The sequence below is a fragment of the Jiella sonneratiae genome (assembly GCF_017353515.1).
GTDB lineage: Bacteria > Pseudomonadota > Alphaproteobacteria > Rhizobiales > Rhizobiaceae > Jiella > Jiella sonneratiae.
Genome location: NZ_JAFMPY010000013.1, coordinates 117910 through 138127, shown reverse-complemented (window position 1 = coordinate 138127; position 20218 = coordinate 117910). Strand labels below are relative to the sequence as shown.

At 64.3% G+C, this 20218-nt stretch carries 20 protein-coding genes and 1 tRNA gene; 8 read left to right on the top strand and 13 right to left on the bottom strand.

Annotation, left to right across the window (positions count from 1 at the left end; translation table 11 throughout):
* Positions 1-14 precede the first annotated feature (14 nt).
* The 3 genes from J1C47_RS13625 to J1C47_RS13615 all read left to right on the top strand — a co-directional run bounded on the left by J1C47_RS13625 (position 15) and on the right by J1C47_RS13615 (position 1936).
* Positions 15-467 carry a hypothetical protein gene (locus J1C47_RS13625; protein WP_207351316.1) on the top strand — a complete coding sequence of 151 codons (453 nt, stop codon included), beginning with the start codon at positions 15-17 and terminating at the stop codon, positions 465-467.
* Positions 446-952, top strand: a complete 507-nt coding sequence (locus J1C47_RS13620; RefSeq protein WP_207351315.1) for a hypothetical protein — start codon at positions 446-448, stop codon at positions 950-952. Before J1C47_RS13625 ends, J1C47_RS13620 begins: the two co-directional genes overlap by 22 nt.
* 168 nt (positions 953-1120) lie before the next feature.
* The gene (locus J1C47_RS13615; protein WP_207351314.1) at positions 1121-1936 is read left to right on the top strand and encodes a ferredoxin--NADP reductase; all 816 of its coding nucleotides are present in this window, start codon (positions 1121-1123) and stop codon (positions 1934-1936) included.
* Between the two features lie 186 nt (positions 1937-2122).
* On the opposite strand, the gene J1C47_RS13610 is transcribed toward J1C47_RS13615, so the two are convergent.
* Entirely contained in the window at positions 2123-2584 is a 462-nt protein-coding gene (locus J1C47_RS13610) for an Lrp/AsnC ligand binding domain-containing protein (RefSeq protein ID WP_425354562.1), read from the bottom strand.
* Positions 2585-2745: 161 nt separating this feature from the next.
* On the opposite strand from J1C47_RS13610, the gene J1C47_RS13605 reads away from it, so the two are divergent.
* Positions 2746-3759 (top strand): 1-aminocyclopropane-1-carboxylate deaminase, encoded by a 1014-nt coding sequence (locus J1C47_RS13605; RefSeq protein WP_207351313.1) that lies wholly within the window; start codon positions 2746-2748, stop codon positions 3757-3759.
* A gap of 118 nt (positions 3760-3877) precedes the next feature.
* Here the strand turns inward: J1C47_RS13605 and J1C47_RS13600 are convergent, their stop codons facing one another.
* Genes J1C47_RS13600 through J1C47_RS13580 form a run of 5 tightly spaced genes read right to left on the bottom strand, consistent with a single transcriptional unit; the run spans position 3878 to position 8672 of the window.
* Positions 3878-5077 carry a mandelate racemase/muconate lactonizing enzyme family protein gene (locus J1C47_RS13600; RefSeq protein ID WP_207351312.1) on the bottom strand — a complete coding sequence of 400 codons (1200 nt, stop codon included), beginning with the start codon at positions 5075-5077 and terminating at the stop codon, positions 3878-3880.
* Positions 5078-5105: 28 nt separating this feature from the next.
* Entirely contained in the window at positions 5106-6413 is a 1308-nt protein-coding gene (locus J1C47_RS13595; protein ID WP_207351311.1) for a TRAP transporter large permease, read from the bottom strand.
* A 3-nt stretch (positions 6414-6416) separates the two neighbouring features.
* Entirely contained in the window at positions 6417-6995 is a 579-nt protein-coding gene (locus J1C47_RS13590) for a TRAP transporter small permease subunit (protein WP_207351310.1), read from the bottom strand.
* Between the two features lie 60 nt (positions 6996-7055).
* Positions 7056-8078 carry a TRAP transporter substrate-binding protein gene (locus J1C47_RS13585; RefSeq protein WP_207351309.1) on the bottom strand — a complete coding sequence of 341 codons (1023 nt, stop codon included), beginning with the start codon at positions 8076-8078 and terminating at the stop codon, positions 7056-7058.
* Between the two features lie 48 nt (positions 8079-8126).
* Positions 8127-8672 carry a gluconokinase gene (locus J1C47_RS13580; protein WP_245396550.1) on the bottom strand — a complete coding sequence of 182 codons (546 nt, stop codon included), beginning with the start codon at positions 8670-8672 and terminating at the stop codon, positions 8127-8129.
* Positions 8673-8789: 117 nt separating this feature from the next.
* Here J1C47_RS13580 and gntR point away from each other — a divergent pair, with 117 nt between their 5' ends.
* Together gntR and J1C47_RS13570 are read left to right on the top strand one after the other, a co-directional pair.
* Positions 8790-9821: an HTH-type transcriptional regulator GntR gene (gntR, locus tag J1C47_RS13575; protein ID WP_207351307.1), complete on the top strand. Its 1032-nt coding sequence runs from the start codon at positions 8790-8792 to the stop codon at positions 9819-9821.
* Positions 9822-10483: 662 nt separating this feature from the next.
* Positions 10484-10573: transfer RNA gene (locus J1C47_RS13570), tRNA-Ser, on the top strand.
* Positions 10574-10750: 177 nt separating this feature from the next.
* On the opposite strand, the gene rnhA is transcribed toward J1C47_RS13570, so the two are convergent.
* The 6 genes from rnhA to J1C47_RS13540 form a co-directional block, all read right to left on the bottom strand.
* The gene (gene rnhA / locus J1C47_RS13565; RefSeq protein WP_207351306.1) at positions 10751-11236 is read right to left on the bottom strand and encodes a ribonuclease HI; all 486 of its coding nucleotides are present in this window, start codon (positions 11234-11236) and stop codon (positions 10751-10753) included.
* A 72-nt stretch (positions 11237-11308) separates the two neighbouring features.
* Complete coding sequence (locus tag J1C47_RS13560; RefSeq protein ID WP_210382317.1) at positions 11309-13234, bottom strand: DEAD/DEAH box helicase family protein; 1926 nt, start codon at positions 13232-13234, stop codon at positions 11309-11311.
* A 49-nt stretch (positions 13235-13283) separates the two neighbouring features.
* Positions 13284-13730 carry a hypothetical protein gene (locus tag J1C47_RS13555; RefSeq protein WP_207351305.1) on the bottom strand — a complete coding sequence of 149 codons (447 nt, stop codon included), beginning with the start codon at positions 13728-13730 and terminating at the stop codon, positions 13284-13286.
* A gap of 133 nt (positions 13731-13863) precedes the next feature.
* Positions 13864-16365: a hypothetical protein gene (locus J1C47_RS13550; protein WP_207351304.1), complete on the bottom strand. Its 2502-nt coding sequence runs from the start codon at positions 16363-16365 to the stop codon at positions 13864-13866.
* A gap of 291 nt (positions 16366-16656) precedes the next feature.
* Positions 16657-16968, bottom strand: coding sequence for a hypothetical protein (locus tag J1C47_RS13545; protein WP_207351303.1), 312 nt, complete (start codon positions 16966-16968; stop codon positions 16657-16659).
* A 375-nt stretch (positions 16969-17343) separates the two neighbouring features.
* Positions 17344-17919 (bottom strand): recombinase family protein, encoded by a 576-nt coding sequence (locus J1C47_RS13540; protein WP_207351302.1) that lies wholly within the window; start codon positions 17917-17919, stop codon positions 17344-17346.
* Positions 17920-18690: 771 nt separating this feature from the next.
* Here J1C47_RS13540 and J1C47_RS13535 point away from each other — a divergent pair.
* Positions 18691-19029 carry a BRO-N domain-containing protein gene (locus J1C47_RS13535; RefSeq protein WP_207351301.1) on the top strand — a complete coding sequence of 113 codons (339 nt, stop codon included), beginning with the start codon at positions 18691-18693 and terminating at the stop codon, positions 19027-19029.
* A 6-nt stretch (positions 19030-19035) separates the two neighbouring features.
* Positions 19036-19251: a hypothetical protein gene (locus tag J1C47_RS13530; protein ID WP_207351300.1), complete on the top strand. Its 216-nt coding sequence runs from the start codon at positions 19036-19038 to the stop codon at positions 19249-19251.
* On the opposite strand, the gene J1C47_RS13525 is transcribed toward J1C47_RS13530, so the two are convergent.
* On the bottom strand, positions 19222-20166 hold the full coding sequence (locus J1C47_RS13525; RefSeq protein ID WP_207351299.1) for a hypothetical protein: 945 nt from the start codon (positions 20164-20166) through the stop codon (positions 19222-19224). The genes J1C47_RS13530 and J1C47_RS13525 overlap by 30 nt on opposite strands.
* Positions 20167-20218: the final 52 nt, after the last annotated feature.

Below are 20218 nucleotides of genomic sequence, written 5' to 3'. Positions count from 1 at the left end.
ATCGCTAAGGGAACTTGACCATCGCGGGGGTTGCAGTCAAATGGGGCGTGCCTCGCCAAACACCGCTCAGCATCGCCGACTGGTGGTCGCTCGTCGACGAAAAGCAGCAGCTCGCCGCGTTCGCCGTCGAGCAGCGCATCACCCGCCAGGTATACGAGCTTTCAGGCTTCGGCATGGAGTTCGCGCTGAAGGCGCATATCATGGGATACGAAGGGCTGGACGGCTGGCCGGACCGTTCGTCCCGTCCCGAGTTGTACGATCACAATCTGAATAGGCTGCTTCGCTACAGTGGCCTGGACCTGGCGACGATCCCGCCCGACATTGCGCCGAACTTCCGTCTGGCGCTGAATTGGCGGCGGGACCACGGCTACTCCTCTGCGAAGCCATCCATTATCGTCGCAAGACAGATCTTCGATGCGACATTCGGGGCGAAGGGAGCGGTGACATGGCTGAGAACGTTGCGTTGAACGCGATTTCGGCCGATCGGATGGAAGCGGGGCGTCGTTATCTCGACGCTCTGGATGCCCTCGGCTTCGTCGTCGAAGGCGCGATGTGGACCGTCGATGCGCATGGCGACGACGCGGAACTCGCGCTGCTGACGTCGCTCGTCGAGACGGTGGGACCGCAGACCATCTATGCCGCGCTGTTTCGTGCCGACGAACAGGCAAAGACGCCTCGGGAAGTCTCGCCCTGGATCGTGTCGATCTATGGCCCGCAGACGAACCTCTTCCGGTCATTCCAGTCGGAAGGGGTCGGCGCAATGGATCCGATTTCCGCTGCCGCGCCCGGTGGCGAAACGCAGGATCTTGCGGCGAAAAGTTGGGTGCTCCATGGACGGTTGACGCGTCCGAGCTGGATCTATCGGGTCGGTCTTCATGGCCGGCCGGCCAGCCGGCGGGCCGCCTTGCGAAAGTGGCGCGACTTCGAAAGCCAGATCGCGGTTGCCGCCTGACCCCTCGAATTCGGACGGCTCGACAATCCCACTGTCGGGACCGATCGATTTCGTCGATCCCGAGGGCCCTTTTTTCGCCGGGGGCCATGTTTTTGGAACCTCAGACGCTGCGGTATCGCGCCGCAGCAACTATCTTCCGGCGCGAATCAGCATGAAAGAGGACATAGGATGAGTTCCGTCGCCACCAGCGAAGCAACCACGACGTTCCCGATCCCGGCCGGGGTGTTTGCCGAGACGGTGACGGCCGTCAAACATTACACCGACCGGCTGTTCGCCTTCCGCATGACCCGGCCGGCGAGCTTCCGCTTCCGCTCCGGCGAATTCGTGATGATCGGCCTGCCGAATGCCGAAAAGCCGGTGTTCCGCGCCTATTCAATCGCCAGCCCGGCCTGGGACGAGGAGCTCGAATTCTTCTCGATCAAGGTGCCCGGCGGTCCGCTCACCGAGCATCTGCAGAAGATCAAGGTCGGCGACACGGTGCTGATGCGCAAAAAGCCGACGGGCACGCTGGTGCACGACGCCCTCTTGCCCGGCAAACGGCTGTTCTTGTTCTCCACCGGCACCGGCATCGCGCCCTTCGCCTCGGTCATCCGCGACCCGGAGACCTACGAGAAGTTCGACCAGGTCGTCCTCACCCAGACCTGCCGCCAGAACGCCGAGCTCGACTATGGCCGCGAACTCGTCGAGACGACGCGCAACGACGAGCTGATGCGCGAATTCGTCGGCGACAAGCTGCTGTTTCATGCGAGCGCCACCCGCGAGGGCGAGACGCGCGGCCACCGGGTGACGACGCTGATCGAGAACGGCAAGCTCTTCGCCGACCTCGGCATCGGGCCTCTCGATCCCGCGACCGACCGGGCGATGATCTGCGGCTCGATGGCCATGCTGCGGGAGATCGAGGGACTTCTGAAGGCGCGGGGCTTCGAGGAAGGCGCCAACAACAAGCCCGGCACCTACGTCGTCGAGCGGGCCTTCGTCGACTGACGGCGCCGGGCCGCGGCCCAGCTTTCGTGCAAGAATTCCGGCATTCCGCGCCCCTGCGGCGCCCGGAATGCCGCGGGCCGGGCGCTGCCGGGCATGGGCGCCCGCGCATGGACGAACCGTCGCGCCGCCGGCGGGTTCACGCCTGCCGATGGACGGCACGAGGCGAAGCTCAAGGCGCCCCCTGCCTCAAAAGGCGAGGGGCGCCGAATCCTTGACGACCTTCATGACGAAGAAGGTCCGCGTCTGTCGCACTCCCGGCAGGGCGATCAGCGTCTCGCCGTGCAGCCGGTTGAAGTCCGCCATGTCGCGGACCCGGATCTTCAGGAGATAGTCGAAGTCGCCGGCCACGAGATGGCAGTCGAGCACGACGGAGAGCTTGAGCGCCGCGGTCTCGAAGGCCGCGAAGCTCTCGGGCGTCGAGCGGTCGAGGACGACGCCCACCATCACCACGACGCCGAGCCCGACGCGCCCCGGCTCGATCTCCGCACGCACAGACCTGATCCAGCCTTCGGCGAACAGCCGCTGGGTGCGCCGATGGCAGGTCGCCGGGCTGACGTTTACCCGGTCCGCCAGCTCGGCATTGGAAAGCCGGCCGTCGGCCTGCAGGACCCTGAGGATGTTGCGGTCGATACGGTCGATTGCGGCCATGGAAGCATCTTCCAACATGAAGCCATGAGGCGAGAGAATTTCGGCATCATTCGCGGATCGATCTCGAGGAATGCCCGGAAAGCTGCCGAAATACGAAAGCACCTTTCTCGGGTCGGATGCTAGTCTCGCCGGCGATCGTCCGACACCCGAAAGGAGCCGCCATGCTGGAAAAATTCGAGCGCTATCCTCTGACCTTCGGCCCGACGCCGATCGAGCACCTGCCGCGGCTCAGCGCGGCGATCGGCGGCAAGATCGACGTCTATGCCAAGCGCGACGACTGCAATTCCGGCCTCGCCTTTGGCGGCAACAAGCTGCGCAAGCTCGAATACATCGTGCCCGACATCATCGCCTCGGGTGCCGACACCCTCGTCTCGATCGGCGGGGTGCAGTCGAACCACACCCGCATGGTGGCGGCGACGGCCGCCAAGCTCGGGCTGAAATGCGTGGTCGTCCAGGAAAAATGGGTGCCGCATTACGACGCGGTCTACGACCGGGTCGGCAACATCCTGCTCACCCGGCTGATGGGCGCCGATTCCCGGCTCGTCGAGGACGAGTTCGACATCGGCATCCGCCAGAGCTGGGAAGCCGCCATGCAGTCCGTCCGCGATGCCGGCGGCAAGCCTTACGGCATTCCGGCCGGCGCCTCGGTGCACAAGTTCGGCGGCCTCGGCTATGTCGGCTTTGCCGAGGAGGTACGCGAGCAGGAGGCCGAGCTCGGCTTCAGCTTCGACTACGTCGTCGTCTGCGTCGTCACCGGCTCGACCTTCGGCGGCATGGTGGTGGGCTTTGCCGCCGACGGCCGGGCCGACCGGGTGATCGGCATCGACGCCTCGGGAACGCTCGACCAGACCCGCGCGCAGGTGCGCCAGATCGTCGACAACACCGCCGAACTCGTCGGCCTCGGGCGAAAGGTCGCGGATGAGGAGATCGTCATCAATCCGGACTACGCCTATCCCGCCTACGGGGTGCCGAGCGAGGAGACGAACGCGGCGATACGCCTTGCGGCCCGCACCGAGGCGATGATCACCGATCCGGTCTATGAGGGAAAGTCGATGCAGGGGCTCATCGACCTTGCGAAGAAGGACTTCTTCCCCGAGGGCTCGAAGGTGCTCTACGCCCATCTCGGCGGCGCGCCGGCACTCAACGGCTACAGCTACTACTACCGCGAAGGCTGAGCTTTCGTCCCGCGATCAGCCGGCCGAGGGGATGCGGTGCATCCTTCGGCCGGCATCCGGCATCCGGCATTTGTCGTGCCGGGGAAAGCCCGGAGCCGGCCGTCCCCCAGGATTTTCGTCAGGATTCCCGGCTCGTCCGGCTGGTGAAGTCGGGCCGCTGCCTGACTTCGTCGCGGAAGCTGATGCCGTGTCCCGGGGCTTGCGACAGGGTGATGAAGCCGCGCTCGACGGCCGGCAGGCCGACGACGATCTCCGGATACCAGCCGGTGTAGAAGGCGCGCACCGATTCCTGGATCAGCGTGTTGGTCGCATGCATCGAAAGATGGCAGGAGGCGGCATAGACCACCGGCCCGGTGCAGTCGTGCGGCGCGATCGGCACCTTGAAGGCCTCGGCCATCGCCGCGATCTTGCGCGCCTCGGTGATGCCCCCGCACCAGGAAAGGTCGAGCATGCAGACGCCAGCCCTGCCGGTCTGAAGATATTCGCGGAAGGCGTGCTTGGAGGCGAGCGTCTCCGAGGCGCAGACGAAGGCGTCGCTGTGCCGGGCGTATTCGGCGAGGTCGCCGACATTGTCGAGCCTGAACGGGTCCTCGTGCCAGTAGGTCTTGAACGGCTTCAGCTCCCGCGCGAGCTTCTTGGCCATCGGCAGCGACCAGAGCGAGTGGAATTCGACCATCACGTCGATCTCGTCGCCGACGGCTTCGCGGATCTGCTCGAAGGGCTTCAGCGCCGCCTTCAGTTCCGCCGGGGTGATGTCCCAGCCCGCCGAGCGCTCGGCGGCGATGTCGAAGGGCCAGATCTTCATCGCGGTGATGCCCTGGTCGAGCAGCGAGCGGGCCAGCGCCCCGGCATCGGTCAGGAACGCCTCGAGATCCTCGTAGGGCCCGTCGCTCGCGCCGCGATGCCAGTTCGCCACCGACTGGGCTCTGGCGTCGCGGATGTATTTGTAGCCGGCGCAGGTGTTGTAGGTCCGCACGCTCTCGCGCGACCTGCCGCCCAGCATGTCGGCGACCGGTTTGCCGTATGCCTTGCCGAAAAGATCCCACAGCGCGATGTCGATCGCCGAATAGGCGCGGGTTTCGACGCCCGCGCCGCGCCAGCCGATATAGTCGGTGAGCTCGTTGACCCGCGCCTGCAGCGCCAGCGGATCCTTGCCGATCAGCCGCGGCGCACACCAGTCGTGGACGTAGGCCTCGACCGCCGACGCGCCGAAGAAGGTCTCGCCGAGACCGCTCAGGCCCTCGTCGGTGTGGAGGAGGACCCAGACGAGATTGGCGAACTCGGCGAGCCGCACGGTCTCGACGCCGGTGATCTTCATGATCGGGCCTTTTCGGATTGATGCCGTCTCAGCGCCCGGTGATGCCGGGGAAGAAGACGAGGATCGCGACCGCGACGACCTGCATGCAGATGAACGGCACCAGCGACTTGAAGATGTCGCCGAGCGAGATGTCCGGCGGGGCGACGCTCTTCAGATAGAAGCCGGCCGGGCCGAAGGGCGGCGACAGGAACGAGACCTGCATGTTCATGCAGAAGACGACGCCGAACCAGATCGGGTCCATGCCGAGCTGCTTCACGATCGGCACGAAGATCGGCAGGGTCAAAAGCGCGATGCCGACCCAGTCGAGGAACATGCCGAGGATGAACAGGATCAGCATCATGAACAGGATGATGACCGTCGGATTCTCCGAAATGCCGGTGATCAGGTTGTTCACGAAGGTGAGGCCGCCCATCAGATTGTAGACGCCGACGATGGCGCTGGCGCCGATGCCGATCCACACGATCATGCCGCAGGTCGCCAGGGTCTGCACCGCGGCGCCGCGCATCAGCTCGAAGCTGAGTTCGCGGCGGATCGCCGTCGACAGGACGACGCCGGCGACGCCGACCGCCGAGGCCTCGGTCACCGAGGCGATGCCGCCGTAGATCGAGCCGAGGACGAAGGTGATGACCAGCGCCGGCAGGATCAGGCCCTGCAGGAGCTTCAGCTTTTCCTTCATCGTCATGTCGTCCTCTTCGAGGACGGGGGCGATCGAGGGATCGAGATACGCCCGCACGAGGACGTAGATCACGTAGAAGGCGGCCAGCATGAAGCCGGGAATGAAGGCGGCGGTGAAGAGATCGCCGATCGAGACGTTGGCGGTGAGGCCGTAGATGATCAGGACGATCGACGGCGGCACCATGGTGCCGAGCGAGCCGCCGGCGCAGACGACGCCGATGGCGAGGTTGCGGTCGTAGCCGAGGCGCAGCATCTGCGGCAGGGCCAAAAGGCCGAGAAGCACGATCTCGCCGCCGATGATGCCGCTCATGGCGGCGAGGATCACCGCGACGAAGATCGTCTGGATGGCGACGCCGCCGCGGATCCGCCCGGCGATCAGCTTCATCGCGTCGAACAGGTCCCTCGCGATCCCCGATCGGTCGAGGATCGCCGCCATCAGCACGAACATCGGCACCGAGACGAAGACGTAGGAGGCGACGAAGGAATAGACGCGCGTCGTGATCAGCGGCACCACCATCGGGCCGAACCAGCCGACGGCAAAGAACAGCGCCACGAACAGGGTGACGAAGGCGAGCGGCATGCCGACGATCAGCATGACGAGAAGCATACCGAACATCAGGAGGGTGCCGTCGGCGACACCGAGTGCGGATAGGTGGAACATGGCTCAGCGGCCCCGGCGCGCGTAATTGACCGCGAGAATGACGAACTGGATCGCCATGGTGATCATGACGAGCATCAGGAAGCCCTTCATGAGAGCGGGCGTCGGCGGATTCCAGGCGCTGCCGGTGCCTTCGAGACGCAGCGCGCCGGTCGGCGCCCACCAGGACTTTTCGACCATCGTCCAGCTCGCCCAGGCGAAGAAGCAGGCCGAGATCAGGCAGAGCGCCGAAATCGCCACGTCGAAGACCCGGCGCCAGGCGGGCGGCAGGAAGTCGTAGAGCAGCACGACGCGGATGTGCCGGTCGCGCGCCACGCAGTAGAGCCCGCCATAGATGAAGGCCACCGCACAGAGGAAGATCGTCGTCTCCGTCACCCACAGCGTCGGCTCGTTCAGCACGTAGCGCATGAAGATTTCGTAGATGATGATCGCGGCGGAGACGACGAAAAGGCTGGCGACGAAGACGCCGCCCTTCTCGATCAGCCGGCCGAGCAGACCGGCCTCGGCGACCGCGCTTTCGTCCGCCAGCGCATGCTCGGCAAGCGCCTGGTCGACGTCGGCGTCGGATGGGAGATCATGTGACATGCGGCCGATCCCTCGAATGAACAACGCCGGCGCGAGGCGCGCCGGCGTCCGGACGAATCCTTATTTCATCAGATCGTGGTCTTTGAGATAGGCGGTCAGCGTGTCGTAGACCTTCTGGGCGTTCGGCGACTGCTTGGCGACCTTCTCCCATTCGCCCTGGGCGATCTTGCGGAACTTCGCCCGCTCGTCCTGCGACCAGTCGTGAATGGTGATCTGGCCGCCGGCCTTCGCCTTCTCCACGGCCTCTTCGTCGCGCTTCTGCAGCACGTCCAGCTCGTGATCGGCGAAATCCTTCACCGACTGGGTGAGCGTCTCCTGGATGTCGGCCGGCAGCGAATCCCACTTCTGCTGGTTCATCGCGATCTCGACGAGGGGCAGCGAGTGGAAGCCGGGATAGACCGGGTTCGGGGCGATGTCGTTCAGGCCCTGCGCTTGGTTGGTCGAGAACACGGTGTAGTCGGCGGCGTCGATGACGCCCTTGTCGAGCGAGGTGTAGACCTCGGAGCCCGGCAGGTTGACCGGAGCGGCGCCCGCGGCGGCGAAGACGTTCTGCACCAGGCCTTCCGGCGCGCGCATCTTCAGGCCCTTGAGGTCGGCGACGCCGTCGAGCGGCACCTTGGAGACCAGCGATTCCAGCCCCGGCGTCGTCACGCCGATGAAGTGCAGGCCGTATTCGCCGTCGAGCGCGTTCATCAGCTCGCCGCCGCCGCCGTTCCTCATGAAGTCGAGCATGGTCTTGGGATCCGACCAGGCGCCGACCGGATTGGCGATCAGGCCGAAGGCGGGGTCCTTGCCGGCGAAATAGGACACGTCGGTGATGTGGCCGTCGAGGATGCCGGCCTGGATCGCGTCCTGCGTCTCGGCGTGGTCGACGATCGCGTCGACCGGCAGGAGGGTGATCGAGACCTTGCCGTCGGTGAGCTTCGAGACGTTCTCGGCCCAGCCCTGCTGCAGCTCGAAGTTCGGGTTGCCGGAAGGATCCGACGACTGGAACTTGAACTCGAAGTCGGCGGCGAGGGCCGAGGCCGAGAGAGCCGTCAGAGCGACGGTGGCGAGGGCGGCTTTGGCGATTGATTTCAGCATGATGTCTCCCTGGTTGAAATGATCTTCGTTAGGTCCGGCGTCGGCGCCTCACGGGCCGGCGGCGTTTGAAGGGGCGGCGGCGCGGGCATAGCCGGCGGCAAATTCCTGAAGGTCCTGAAGCGTCCAGCCGACATCGACCGTGACGCAGGGCTCCTCCGCTTCGTCCGGCTCCTCCATCGCGCCGAACTGGCTCTGGAGGAGGTCGGGCGACATGAAATGGCCGCGCCGCGCCGAAAGCCGCCGACCGATCACCTCGCGCGAGCCGGTCAGATGGACGATGGCGATGCGGCCGAGGCGCTCGCGCAGCCGGTCGCGATAGCTCCGCTTCAGCGCCGAGCAGGCAAAGACGACCGGCCCGCCGCCGTCCGTGCTCTGCACCGCGGCGACGGCTTCGGCGACCGCGTCGAGCCAGCTCCAGCGCATGGCGTCGTCGAGCGGCCGGCCCGACCGCATGGTCTCGATGTTGTCGGAAGAATGAAAGTCGTCCGCCTCGACGAACGCGCGGCCGATCGTCTCGGCGAGGGTGCGGCCGACGGTGGATTTGCCCACGCCGCAGACGCCCATGACCAGTATCGCGGCAGCCGTGTCCGACAAGCCGAAACCTCCCTCTCCCATGTGATAGCGTTAACAGCGATCGCTCTTGGTGGCAAGGCGCTTTTTTGTATAATCGGCCCTGCCGATCGCCGGCACGCGGGGAGGCTTGGGAATTCAATGAGCAAGGAACGGGTGACGCTGTCGCATGTGGCGCAGCGTGCGGGTGTTAGCGCTATGACGGTCTCGCGCGCGCTGCGCAGTCCCGACAAGGTCTCGCCGGCGCTGCTGCGGCGCATCGAGAAGATCGTCGCCGAGCTCGGCTACGTCCCCAATCCCGCGGCGCGGGCGCTTGCCTCCGGCCGCACCAACGTCATCGGGGCGCTGATCCCCTCCGTCACCAACAACGTCTTTTCCGACGTCCTGCGCGGGATCTACGCCGCGACCGAGGACGGGCCGTTCGAGGTGCAGCTCGGCAACACCCGCTACTCGCCGCTGACGGAGGAAAAGCTGCTCGCGGTGTTCCTCAGCCAGAAGCCGGCGGGGCTGATCGTCACCGGCATCGACCAGTCGCCCGCCTCCCGGCGCATGCTCGAAGGCGCCTCCTGTCCGATCGTCCAGATCATGGAGATCGGCAGCGGGCCGATCGACATGATGATCGGATTTTCCCACTATGACGGCGCGGCGGCAGCGACCAGGCACCTGATCGAGACCGGCAGCCGGTTTCCCGCCTTCGTCGGCGCCCGCATGGATCCGCGGACGCAGCGGCGCTTCGCCGGCTTTCGCGACGTCTGCAGCGCCGCCGGCTGCTTTTCGATGTCGCGCTGCGTGACGACGCCGACGCCCTCGACGGTGACCCTCGGCACCCGGCTCTTCGCCGACCTCGTCGCGCGGCATCCCGAGGTCGACGGCGTCTTCTGCAACAACGACGATCTGGCGCTCGGCATTCTCTTCGAGGCGCAGCGGCGGTGCATCGCCATCCCCGAGAAGCTCACCGTCTGCGGCTTCAACGACCTTGAGATGATGGCGGCGGCCGAGCCCTCGATCACCAGCGTCAGGACGCCGCGCTTTGCGATCGGCCGCAGGGCCGTCGAGATGATCGTCGCGCGCCTCGCCGATCCCGGTCCCGACACCGGCCGCGGCGCGGCGGAACGCGTCGACACCGGCTTCGAACTCGTCGCCCGGCAGAGCACCGCCCGCCGGCCGCGCTGACAGGCCCGGCGTCGCTGAGCTCGGGCGCGCACCGCGACCGCCGGTGGCTTTGCTGCCGCGCCGCGCGAGCGTCGCAGCCCACGGTCCTGCTGCCGCCCACGGTCCTGCTGCCGCGCCGCGGGAGCGGCGGTGCCCACCGCAGGTCGCGGGAACGAGTGGCCATCTGGAAGGCTGAACCCCTCGGGCGGCGCGTCGATCCCGCCCCGCAAGCCGGAGGCCCCGTCGATGACGTAGCAAGCCGCGATCTCGATCGATCGCGACGCCCCGAAGGATCGGCCCGATCGACGCGGGGGCGGGGCAGGGCGATCGGCTGATCTCCGCCTCTGCGCGAAGATGCCGGTCAGGCAGGGGAATGCCGGTCAGGCCCAGCGGGGCGAGCTTGCGCTGAATCTCCGGAAGACGGCGCGCCCCCCCGTTGGGTTGCCGGCCATTGCTCCCTGAAGGGGAGTTCGACGTGTCGTCGATGGCACTTGCCTTCAAACGATTGCCCCGACGGAAAAATCGGGACTTGAAGCGCAACGCGTTCTGTCATATCCCCCCGCCGTTCGAGGAGGGGCTGTGCCGACGGCCCCGGGCGCTTTTCCGTATCGTGCCGCGACGCTTGAAGGGCCTTTCGCGCCCCGACGCGCCGCGGCTTCGAAAGGACCCGCAACTCGGACATGGGTGAGGTGGCCGAGTGGTTGAAGGCGCACGCCTGGAACGCGTGTATACGGGAAACCGTATCGAGGGTTCGAATCCCTCTCTCACCGCCATTCCCTGTAAATTCCTCTAAACATCTGATTTTTAAGGCAAATCGAGGTTGGTTGCACTTTGCTCCGACCAAGCGTTCAGACCAAGATTGAGATTGTCCATACGTTTCAGCGGAAATCGGGGCTGGGAGAGCGCCGAGTGGCGCCGCTCCGATTCTCTGAGTGACCACGCGGGGGCTCCTAGATGACCCGTCGCTGCGCTTCGGCTTCCGCCAGCACGTCCGCCCGTTCGTTCATTTCGTTGCCGTCGTGGCCACGAACCCATGTCCACACAATGTCCCGGCCGTCTGCAAGAGCTTCCAGCTCCAGCCAGAGGCCCTTGTTCTTGACCGGCTTCTTCGCCGAGTTCTTCCAGCCCTTCCGCTTCCATCGAGGCAGCCATTCCGTGCTTCCAGTGACGACATATTGGCTGTCGCTGATGATCTCGACGGGCTGCCTTGCCGGGATAGACCGGAGGGCCTCTATGGCGGCCGTGAGTTCCATGCGGTTGTTCGTGGTGTCGCTTTCGCCGCCGACCATCTCTCGTAGCGTGGAAAGCTCTCCCGTCGCAGGGTCCACATCTTGGACGAGGACGGCCCATCCGCCCGGACCGGGATTGCCGATACATGCGCCGTCGGTATGCACGAGGCTCCGAGGCGAGCCCGAAGCAGTTTCGTTTGAATTCATGTCTTCCTTTCGAGTTGTTGAAGTGAAGACCGCGCCGAAGCGCGGCCTTTGAGTATCGTCGTGATTGTCCCGCTACGCCGCCGGACGCGCGGACACGACTTCAGCATTGTCGTTGCTGACGGAGGCGCCTTCGGCTCTCACGAAGCAGCTCGGCTTCCCGCGTCCGCCTCCGCAATGATAGGTCCAGCCTCGCAACGCCATCGCCTGCCGGACCACCGGATTTGCGAGAAGCCGTGCCCTGTCCTTGTTCAAGTTGATGCCGACGGTTCGGAGTTCTGGCCCGGTTAGACGATGGGCGTCCGTCGAAGCGAGGAGCGCAGCGAGTCCCTTGGCCCCGCCTCCGGTCTTCCGCCTTTGGACGGAGCTATCGACATGGAACGTCGCTCCGGGAAAGAGCGTGTTCCGGTACTTCATGAAGCGGCTGAATTCCGAGGTGACAAACAGCCTCTGATGACCGCAGACGCCATCGGCCGAAATGTTCCTGGCGTTGCCCCGCATGGCGAGTTGCTTCTCCCAGCGAAGAAGATGGCCGTCCCGCACGAGGCGGAGGAGGTCATCCTGACTGTTCGGGCCGTCCATGCTCTTCAGGCGTGGCGAGCCGGCCGGCTGATCGAGAAGGCCGAGCGTAGTCGCAACCGTGGCCCGTTTGGGGACGTGAAATTCTCCGAAGAGAAAGACGCTCGTCGCCTCCTTCCAGCGATTGGACCCGATGCCGTATCCCCAATGGATGAAGGCGACGCTCCGGCCCTCTAGATCGAATGCGCCCTCCCCGAATTCCGAGACATCCGGCAGGTAGTCATGGCTGAGGAGGACCTTATGGACGACGGCCAAGACCTTCTCGCCCGGTTTGGAATTGGCGAGCACGGTCTCCATGATCCATTCCGCGTAGGGTCTCGCGCCCTTGGCCGACTGGAGCAATGGGACGAGCCTTTGCTTTGGCCCGACGACTTCCTCCGGTGGCGCCATGAGCGAGACACTCAGATTGTCGTAGGCGACTTGTGGGGACCGCACTGCCGCCCGCCATGGCACGAGGGATGAGACCCCGTCGATATCGCTAGTCGCGTCAAGAAGGATCGTTCCGGGCATAATAGGCAGGTCCATTCGATACCCGACGAAGCGGCCACCGTGGCTGCTGCCTTCGTACCGAGCCATGAACGCATAACCGGTGCTGAGCGCTTGGGCGAAGGAGACCACGCGGGCGGGGAGCTGCTCGCCTTCCCCAGCCGAGACCTCCCGAGCCTCAAGTGAGGTGAACCATGACAGGTCCGATCGTCGAAGGGCGCGGAAGTTTTTGCCGCCCTCCGAGCGCTCGATCTCCCACGCGTCTCCGAGATAATCGTGAAGAGCCCGGAGCGCCCGAACAGCCTCGCTTTCCCCGCCGAAGTGCCCGATCGCCCAATCCCGGACCTTGCCCACGTCGCCTTGATCAATGTCGAAGACTGAGACCTCCTTGGGGCGCTCATCGACCACGGTCAGGGTCCGATCTCGGCCGCGATATTCCATCGCCAGCCTTCCCCGAGCGCCTTTATAGAAGGCGTGGGTGGCGACGACCACACGCTTATTTGGCAGGTCATTGGCATGGAAGCGGGCCGAAGGCTCGAAGCCATAATCCCGCTGAATGTCCTCCAGAGGCTTCTTCGCATCGTGAGCCCCTGTCCAAATGGCGAGGTGTTCCGGCGGAACGAGCTTGGTGAGTTCCCGATAGGTGTCCTCACATTGATGGATCGTCTCGCATAGGAACAGCGCGGACGAGTCCGCCTCGGCCTGAACGACGGCGCCGACGAGCGCCCATGCGTACGACGATTTCCCTGAGCCGGTAGGAGCGCTTATCACCTGATAGCGAGGGCTTTGACGGAAGCTGTCTTCGAGAGCAGCGAACCCTCCGTTCAAGACGGCCTCGGCGACCTCCTTGTTGAATGGACTAAGGGTTTGGTCTCGATCATGAGCCTGCTTCTCGGCGAGATTCCAGAAGGCATCCGTGACGATTTCAGATTTCAATGGTCTCTTTCCCCTCGTTCAAAAAGGGCCGAACCATGCTTAGAGTCACTTAGCACGATGCGGCGGTTTCTTTGGGATGGTGATGGTCGGTGCGCTGCTGAATTGCCGATCCGGCCAGCCCGTCGTGCCGCTCGCAATATCCCGCGTCGGTCCGCTTAGCCTTGCCGCGTTCGACGATCAGGTTCCGCTGCCGGAGGTCGAGGCGGTCCCCCGTGAGATACGCGACGATCTCGCCGGGACCGGCCCCCATGATCACCCGAGCGACCGTGACGAGGCCGCCCGAGGCGGTCCTGCTATGGGCCTTCACGTAGCTGCGGCGCTTGCCATCCGAATTGAGATGCCACGTCAGGCTCAGCCCGTCGGCAATGATCCTGTCGAAGTCTCTCGCGTCGAGCGTCGCCCATTTGTCGCCCCGCGCATCGACGGGGACGCGGGCGATCGGCGTACCCTGTTCGTCCGTGCACCTCTGCGGTGAGGGTCGCGTGTGTTTCCTCATGATTTTCCTTTTCTGGTAGTAGTAAATGCCGCACGACAAAGCGCCGACGCGGCACGAAAAAGCCCGCCCGGATGATCCCGAGCGGGCGATGGCTAGTTGGCTGGAGGTCTGTGAGGAGGCCGAACGCCTCGCGTTACCGCCCCGGCCGCAAGGTCTGCCAGCGGACGGTCTTCTCGTCGGCCGACCATGTGACGGCCGGACTCACGACAGGGTTCTCCCGGTAGTCCCTCGTGGGGGTGCTGCGGCGGAACCACGTCCCCGAGACGGCGTCATAGGCGATGCCCTCGCGGTCGGCTTGGGCCTCTACGAAGTTCTGGATTTTCTCGCGCTCCTGCTTGTCGCTGAGGAACGCCTTGGCCTGCTCGTCGGTCATGTTGGAGTCCTCGACCTCGAAGCCGTTCTTCGCCCAATCGAGGTAGGCCCATACGGGTCCCTCTTCGTCCACCTTACGGCCCCACTCGGCCTGCTTGCGCATTTCCCGAGCCTGGGACTGCTTGGCGTAGGCCCTGATCTCCTCCATGGTGACGACGCCGATGTCCGGGTCGCCGTTCTTGCTCATGATGGCGAAGTTGCCCGTCGCTTCGTCGAGAGGCACGAGATAGAGGTCGGACCCGGTGACGGTCCCTCCCTGTTCCTCGGCGAGGTCCGAGAGGTATCCCTCGGCATACTCTCCGAACTTCGGAGGGAACATTCGGCGTTCCTGCATGACCGCCACGCCATTCACGAAGACGGCCCGCTCCTTCATCGCCTTCTTCGCCTTCTCGGCCGCCGTGTCGCGGTCGAAGCCTTGGGACATGAACCGTTTAACGAGGTCAGAGCCGATCTTGAGGTTGCGCGGGTTGTCGAGGAAGTCTTCATCGATGTCCGTCCCGCCGAACAACGATCCGCCCATCGCGTCTCTGACCACGTCATCCGCCACCGCGCGAGGGACCGACGCCATGCGCTTCTCTGCGGGGGTCCTGTTGAGGAGCCTGGAGGCTTGCTTCAGCGCGTCCGCTTCTGACATCACGGCGTCTCCCACGACGGGAGAGGACCGGGCGTCGGAGTAGGCGTCGAGGAACTCCTGGGCTTGCTCATCCTTGACGATCATCGCCGCATAGGCGGGATTGAGGCCCTTCAGCTTGTGATAGGTCTCGGCCACTCCGGCGAGCTGTTCGGGGATTTCACCGCTCTCGGCGACCGTCGAGGCGGAAGAGACGACGGCCATGGAATTGAAGAGACCGGACCACTCCTTGTTCTCCAGCCCGTTGCCGGAGAAGAAGTTGACCTTCTGGCGGAAGATGGACTCCTTGGCCTGGGCAGGGTCCACGCCCTCCTCGACCATCTGCTGTTCCTGTTTCTTCCACATGGGCCGGAAGTAGTCCTCGACGGCCTCCTCGATCTGATCGTCAGCCTTGAGGACCTTCGTGCCGCCCGAGGGCGTGTCGATCACCGCGTCCTCGACCTGCTGCGCTCCGAAGAGCCGCGTGAGTCCGTTGACGGTGCTCGTGACGGCCTCTTGGCGGGACCTGTCGGCCTGCTGCCGAAGGACCGTCTTGGCTTCGAGCTTCTGGCGCTTGGCCTCGGCCCGAGCCTTATTGTTGCGGGACCGCTGGACCATGTTCGAGTACCGCTCGGGGTTCTCGTCTTTCATCCACGGGTGCGCGGTCTGGAGTTCCTGGAGCCGCTTCGGGGTCAGCTCGCCGGCCTCTTCGAGCTGGTTCAACTCCTCATAGACGTCGAAGGCGCCCTTCTTGGCCTCGTCGTTGGCAGCTTTCTGAGCCGCTTCGACCAGCCGGAGGGACTTCGTGGCATACTGAGAGGTCTCAGCGACGGCCCCGATGCCGCCCCGCTTGTTCTCCAAGAGAGCCTTGACGAGGTCCGGGCGGCCCTGAAGAGCGTATTCCTGGGCGAGCCCGAAGAGGGTCGCGTTCTGTTCCTGCCCGGTCATCCCGTAGAAGGAACGATTGAGCTTGCTCTCGTTGATGATCTTCGAGGCGACCGCTGAGGGGTCCTCGCCGGCTGCCAGCGCGTCGTCAGCGATGTTGCGGAATTTCGACACGACGGCGTCGTTGCGGTGAAGCTGAGCCTGCTCGGCTTGCTCCTTGAGGTCCGCTCCGGCCATCCGCTGGAGGTAGCCTTCGGTCTCCTTGAAGAAGGCCGCGCGGGCTGCATCGGAGGGGAGCGCCTCGGCGAACTGCTGCCGGCGCTGCTCAGCCTCCGCAGCGAAGTTGCCGGAGGTCTTGTCGAAATCGCTCATATACCACTCGGAGGTGTCCAAGCGGTAGTCGTTGGCGGCTTTCGAGCCGAGGAGCCCGTTGAGGGCGTCCGACTGGATTTCGTTGGAGAACTCGCCGTTGCGGACCATGAGTTCGAGGTCGGCGGCGGACTTGCCCTGGATGGCGTTGAGGAACGCCTTGTTCTCGTCGGACTTCGGGTCGCGGGACTGTTGGTCCTGGACGGCCATGTAGTTGTCGAGGGACCGGGAGAAGCCGGAGAGGCTCTGCGCCAGGGCTCGCGCATTGCCTCCCGTCTGGGTCCGCTGGGGCTGGACGAAGGTGCTTCCGGGGGTCGGTGAGGGCCGGATGGGCTCCGGCCGGAGTTCGGGGACGGCAACGCCGGTCCCAAAGAGTCCGTTGTTCGTATTCGCTGGCATGGTTCTCCTTTTTGAGATGTCGCCGGGGACCTCAGACGGGGCCGGCGGGTAGGTCGAAGGGGGAGCTTGGCGGCATGAAAAAGCCCGCCGGGAGGTTTCCAAGCGGGCATAGGAAGGTGAGGTGGACGCCGTCGTGGTGCGCTGAGAGAATTCGTCCGCAGCGGCGTCCCTACATCGCTGAGAACAGATAGGCAGGGACGAAGGCCGGCGCGGACCGGGATGGGCGGCGGGCGGACCCTACATCCGTCGGTCCTAGACCGTGGCATAACGCCGAACCCGCCCTGTCGCCCCTTATGCGCAGCCCCAGATACGGCCAACGGCCTCCTCGTCGTCGTCTTCGGCGGCCGACGCCTCGCCATAGACCCTGAAGTCGTGGCCCATCGCCGAACACGCCTCGGTCTCCCTCAGCACGTCTTCACAGAGGAGCACAAAGTCACGGGCGCGATTGAGCTTCGCCGCGACCTGCCCGACCGAATTCTGACTCGACGCCATATCGGCGAGTGCCGCCATGAGGTTCGAACTCGCGGTCCAGGCGAGGTGCGTGAACCTGTCCCTCAGCTCATCCGTAATTGGGGCCTGAAGTGCCTTCTGCCGTGCGGCCATTCTGGCCTCTCTCGCGAGGTCTCTTTGGTGTTCCATTAAGTCGTCGTCTTCCTCTCTTGGGTTGCATCGACGGCGCCAAGGAGAGCAGACGGGATTCCACCTGTCAATGAAATATCAATGAAATCATATACTTGTTCCCTTGAGGGAACGCTTGCACCTATCGTGCTCGCGCAATTCCTTGTGCGATAGGGCATGAGGCAGTCGACTGCGCGAGTGGCGCGTTCCTCTGCCGGGAGACCCCGGCGCGGGGGCCTCCTTGATCCCCTCCGATCCGCCTGCCTTAGCGGCGAAACCATGCGGTCCAGAGATAGACCACGCCGGGACCGGAGAAGACGGCGCACATGAGAACGAAGAACCAGGCCTCAGGAGCGGGCATTACGCGGTCTCCCCGGCCTTGGTGGTGGCCGGCGCATCCCCGAGCACCCGATAGACGCTCGCTCGGGCAATCTTGAGCCGCTTGGCGATGTCGGACGCGCCTACGCCTTCGTCCTTAAGCCGCCTGATCTCCTCAGCATCGATCTTCGGCGGTCGACCGCGATAGACCCCCCGTGCCTTGGCAGCCGAAATTCCTTCCATCTGCCGCTCTCGGCGCAAGTTGGTCTCAAATTCAGCGAAGACACCGAGCATCTGAAGGAACGCCTTGCCGGCCGCGCTGGAGGTATCCACGGGCTGGTCGATCGCCTGGAGTGCGGCGCCCGTGGCCTGGAGCCCTTCGACGATTTTCAGAAGGTCCGCAAGGGACCGTGCGAGGCGGTCGATCTTGGTGACCACGAGGATGTCGCCCGGCCGCAGGAAAGACAGCACTGTGTCTAGCTCCTCGCGCCCCTTGGTGCTTGTCCCGCTCCTTTTCTCGCTACGGATGACATCACACCCCGCTTGCCGGAGAGCTTCCTCCTGAAGTCGACAGTCCTGGTCGGACGTGCTGACACGCGCATAGCCAATCTTGGTCACGGCTCTTTCCTGTCTCGTTTGGGTCTAGAGCCATTGACGATAATGCCTCGAAATCCGAAAGACAATCCAAAAAAGACATAAAGTACGTCTCGCCACGGCGTCCCGCTCGGGTTTACCTTCTGAGACACAATTAGGAATTCGACAATCGAGCCCTGAGGCTAAGCACGAAGTAGGCGGCGTCGGCCGTAGCTTTCTCGACGATTGCTCGACGCTGAAAGTCGTTCGCTGGTTTGCGGCCAGCGACCGAGACAAGCTTGTCAATGCATTCCCTAGCAACGATCGAACCGATCACAGCCGCGTCGGTCCGCCCATCGTCAAGTGCTTTGGTGTTGCGGTCGAGGCAGACGGCATACGTCAGCCATGCTCGATCCTTATCTAAATGGCCGGGGTGGCCGCTATGTCCTGAATTGCCGCCAGTGCAGCCTGAAAAAAGCGAGGCTGCAAGAGCTATGGATGAAGCACGTCGAAACATATTGCGATCCAAATGAGTGGCTGGAGTTTCAGCCGGATGGGCTCGGTGCGCTGGTAGTTCATGAGCAGGCGTGTTGTTATTCGCTGCCCAGCGGCACCCCCACGGGGGGATTTCTGGCCTTCCCGTTGTCGAGGGGCTGCCTCTCACATTTTTTGCTGATTTTTGGAATGTCTTGGCGATCAAGCCGCCCCGCAGGCGTCCCCCACCGCCTCCCGCCACAACCCCTCCACACCCGCAACCGACAACCCTCAAGGCCCTCTCGAAGGGCCTTTTTCATGCCCGCTTGAAAGGATTGCAGAATGACGAAGAACGCTCCCATCAACGCCACGGCCCTGTCCAACTTCGAGTTCGACGGCCACACCATCCGCGTCGTCGAGATCAGCGGCGAGCCGTGGTTCGTCGCGGCGGACAACTGCCGGGCTCTTGGCGTCTACGTCCGTTCCAACGGTTCGACCAACGTCAACGCTGCGACCACGAAGCTCGACAGCGAGGAGTCCATGAATATGAGCTACCGAGAGGCCAAGCGGATTGGCTTGCAGAGCACCGCCAGCCGTTCGCACGGCATCAAGCTCATCTCCGAGAGCGGCCTCTACAAGCTCATCATGCGCTCCGACAAGGCACTCGCGAAGCCCTTCTAAGATTGGGTGACGAAGGAGGTCCTGCCGGCGACCCGCAAGACTGGTGGCTATCTCCTCAACGAAGAGGCCCGCCAGACGGCCCACGCCGACACCCGCGAAGAGATGCCCCTACCGGAAGCTTTCGGGAAGCTCATGGAGAACATGGCCGAGGCGATAGGGTCCTTCCGCGTGGCCGTCGAGGAGGAAGCCGCATCACTTCCACCATGGCGCAATGAGATATGAGCGCTGTTCGGCGTGGTCGGTGAAGCCGAAATCGCAGTGATTGACGAACCACGAGAAGGGGCCTTGCCCGAGACGAACACCCATTCGTTGTGAGAGTTCAGAAATGCCTTTTGGACTGTCGAGCTGCTCCCCGATCTGTTCCATCAGGATAGAGGCCCGGTCCGCATGTCGCGTGTGCCATACTGACGTGCCTGCGAGCGAGATTAGCGACGTCGACACTACCCGGCCCTGGTGAACACCGTTTGCCGTCAGACCGTGCCTAAGCCACTGAACCTGCTTCCGGCTGCCCTGCGGCTCGCGGGGCGGTTCCACGCCATTGATGACGAGGCCCTGATCATAGCGAAATTCCGTCGCCACCTCATGAAGCATCCCGTCGTTCGGGCTGTTGTGGTCGAGAAGGGCGACGAACGTCACCTCGTGGCGGCGCACATGAACGGCGAGCCATTCTCGCGAGCCTCCGCGCCTTCTCCCCTTGGCGTCGGCTTGCTCCAGGTGGAGATGGTGGAGGTCATAGGCATTGAGCGCCATGTCCTTGTCCCCATGCTTCCCGTCGGCCCACGCGATGCCCCTTTTTCCATCGGGCCTTACGACGAACCCGAGCTTGATCCGCGTCGACAAATAGGTCTCCAGGTCGTCACCGCGTTCGAAGGCATCGACGAGGGGGCTGATCTTCGCCAATTGCTCCGACGTCGCCGGGCGTCGCCAGAACCCCCGCCAGAACAGGACGCGGCGAGGTCGCGGCGCGATATATCGATCTGCCCAATTCATATAGACGCAGAGCAGGGTCGGGAACGGCAGACTTTCAAGCTCCGCTCGTGCCTCCCGCTCTTGCGATGACTCGCAGGGGATGCCCGCAACTAGCAGCTTGCGGAGCGCCTCGATCCGTTTGGCGTTCGTGGTCGGAAGTTGGCTCACTTCGGGACCCCCTGCCGTGGCCCCTTGAAGCGTGAAAACTCGCAGGGCCATA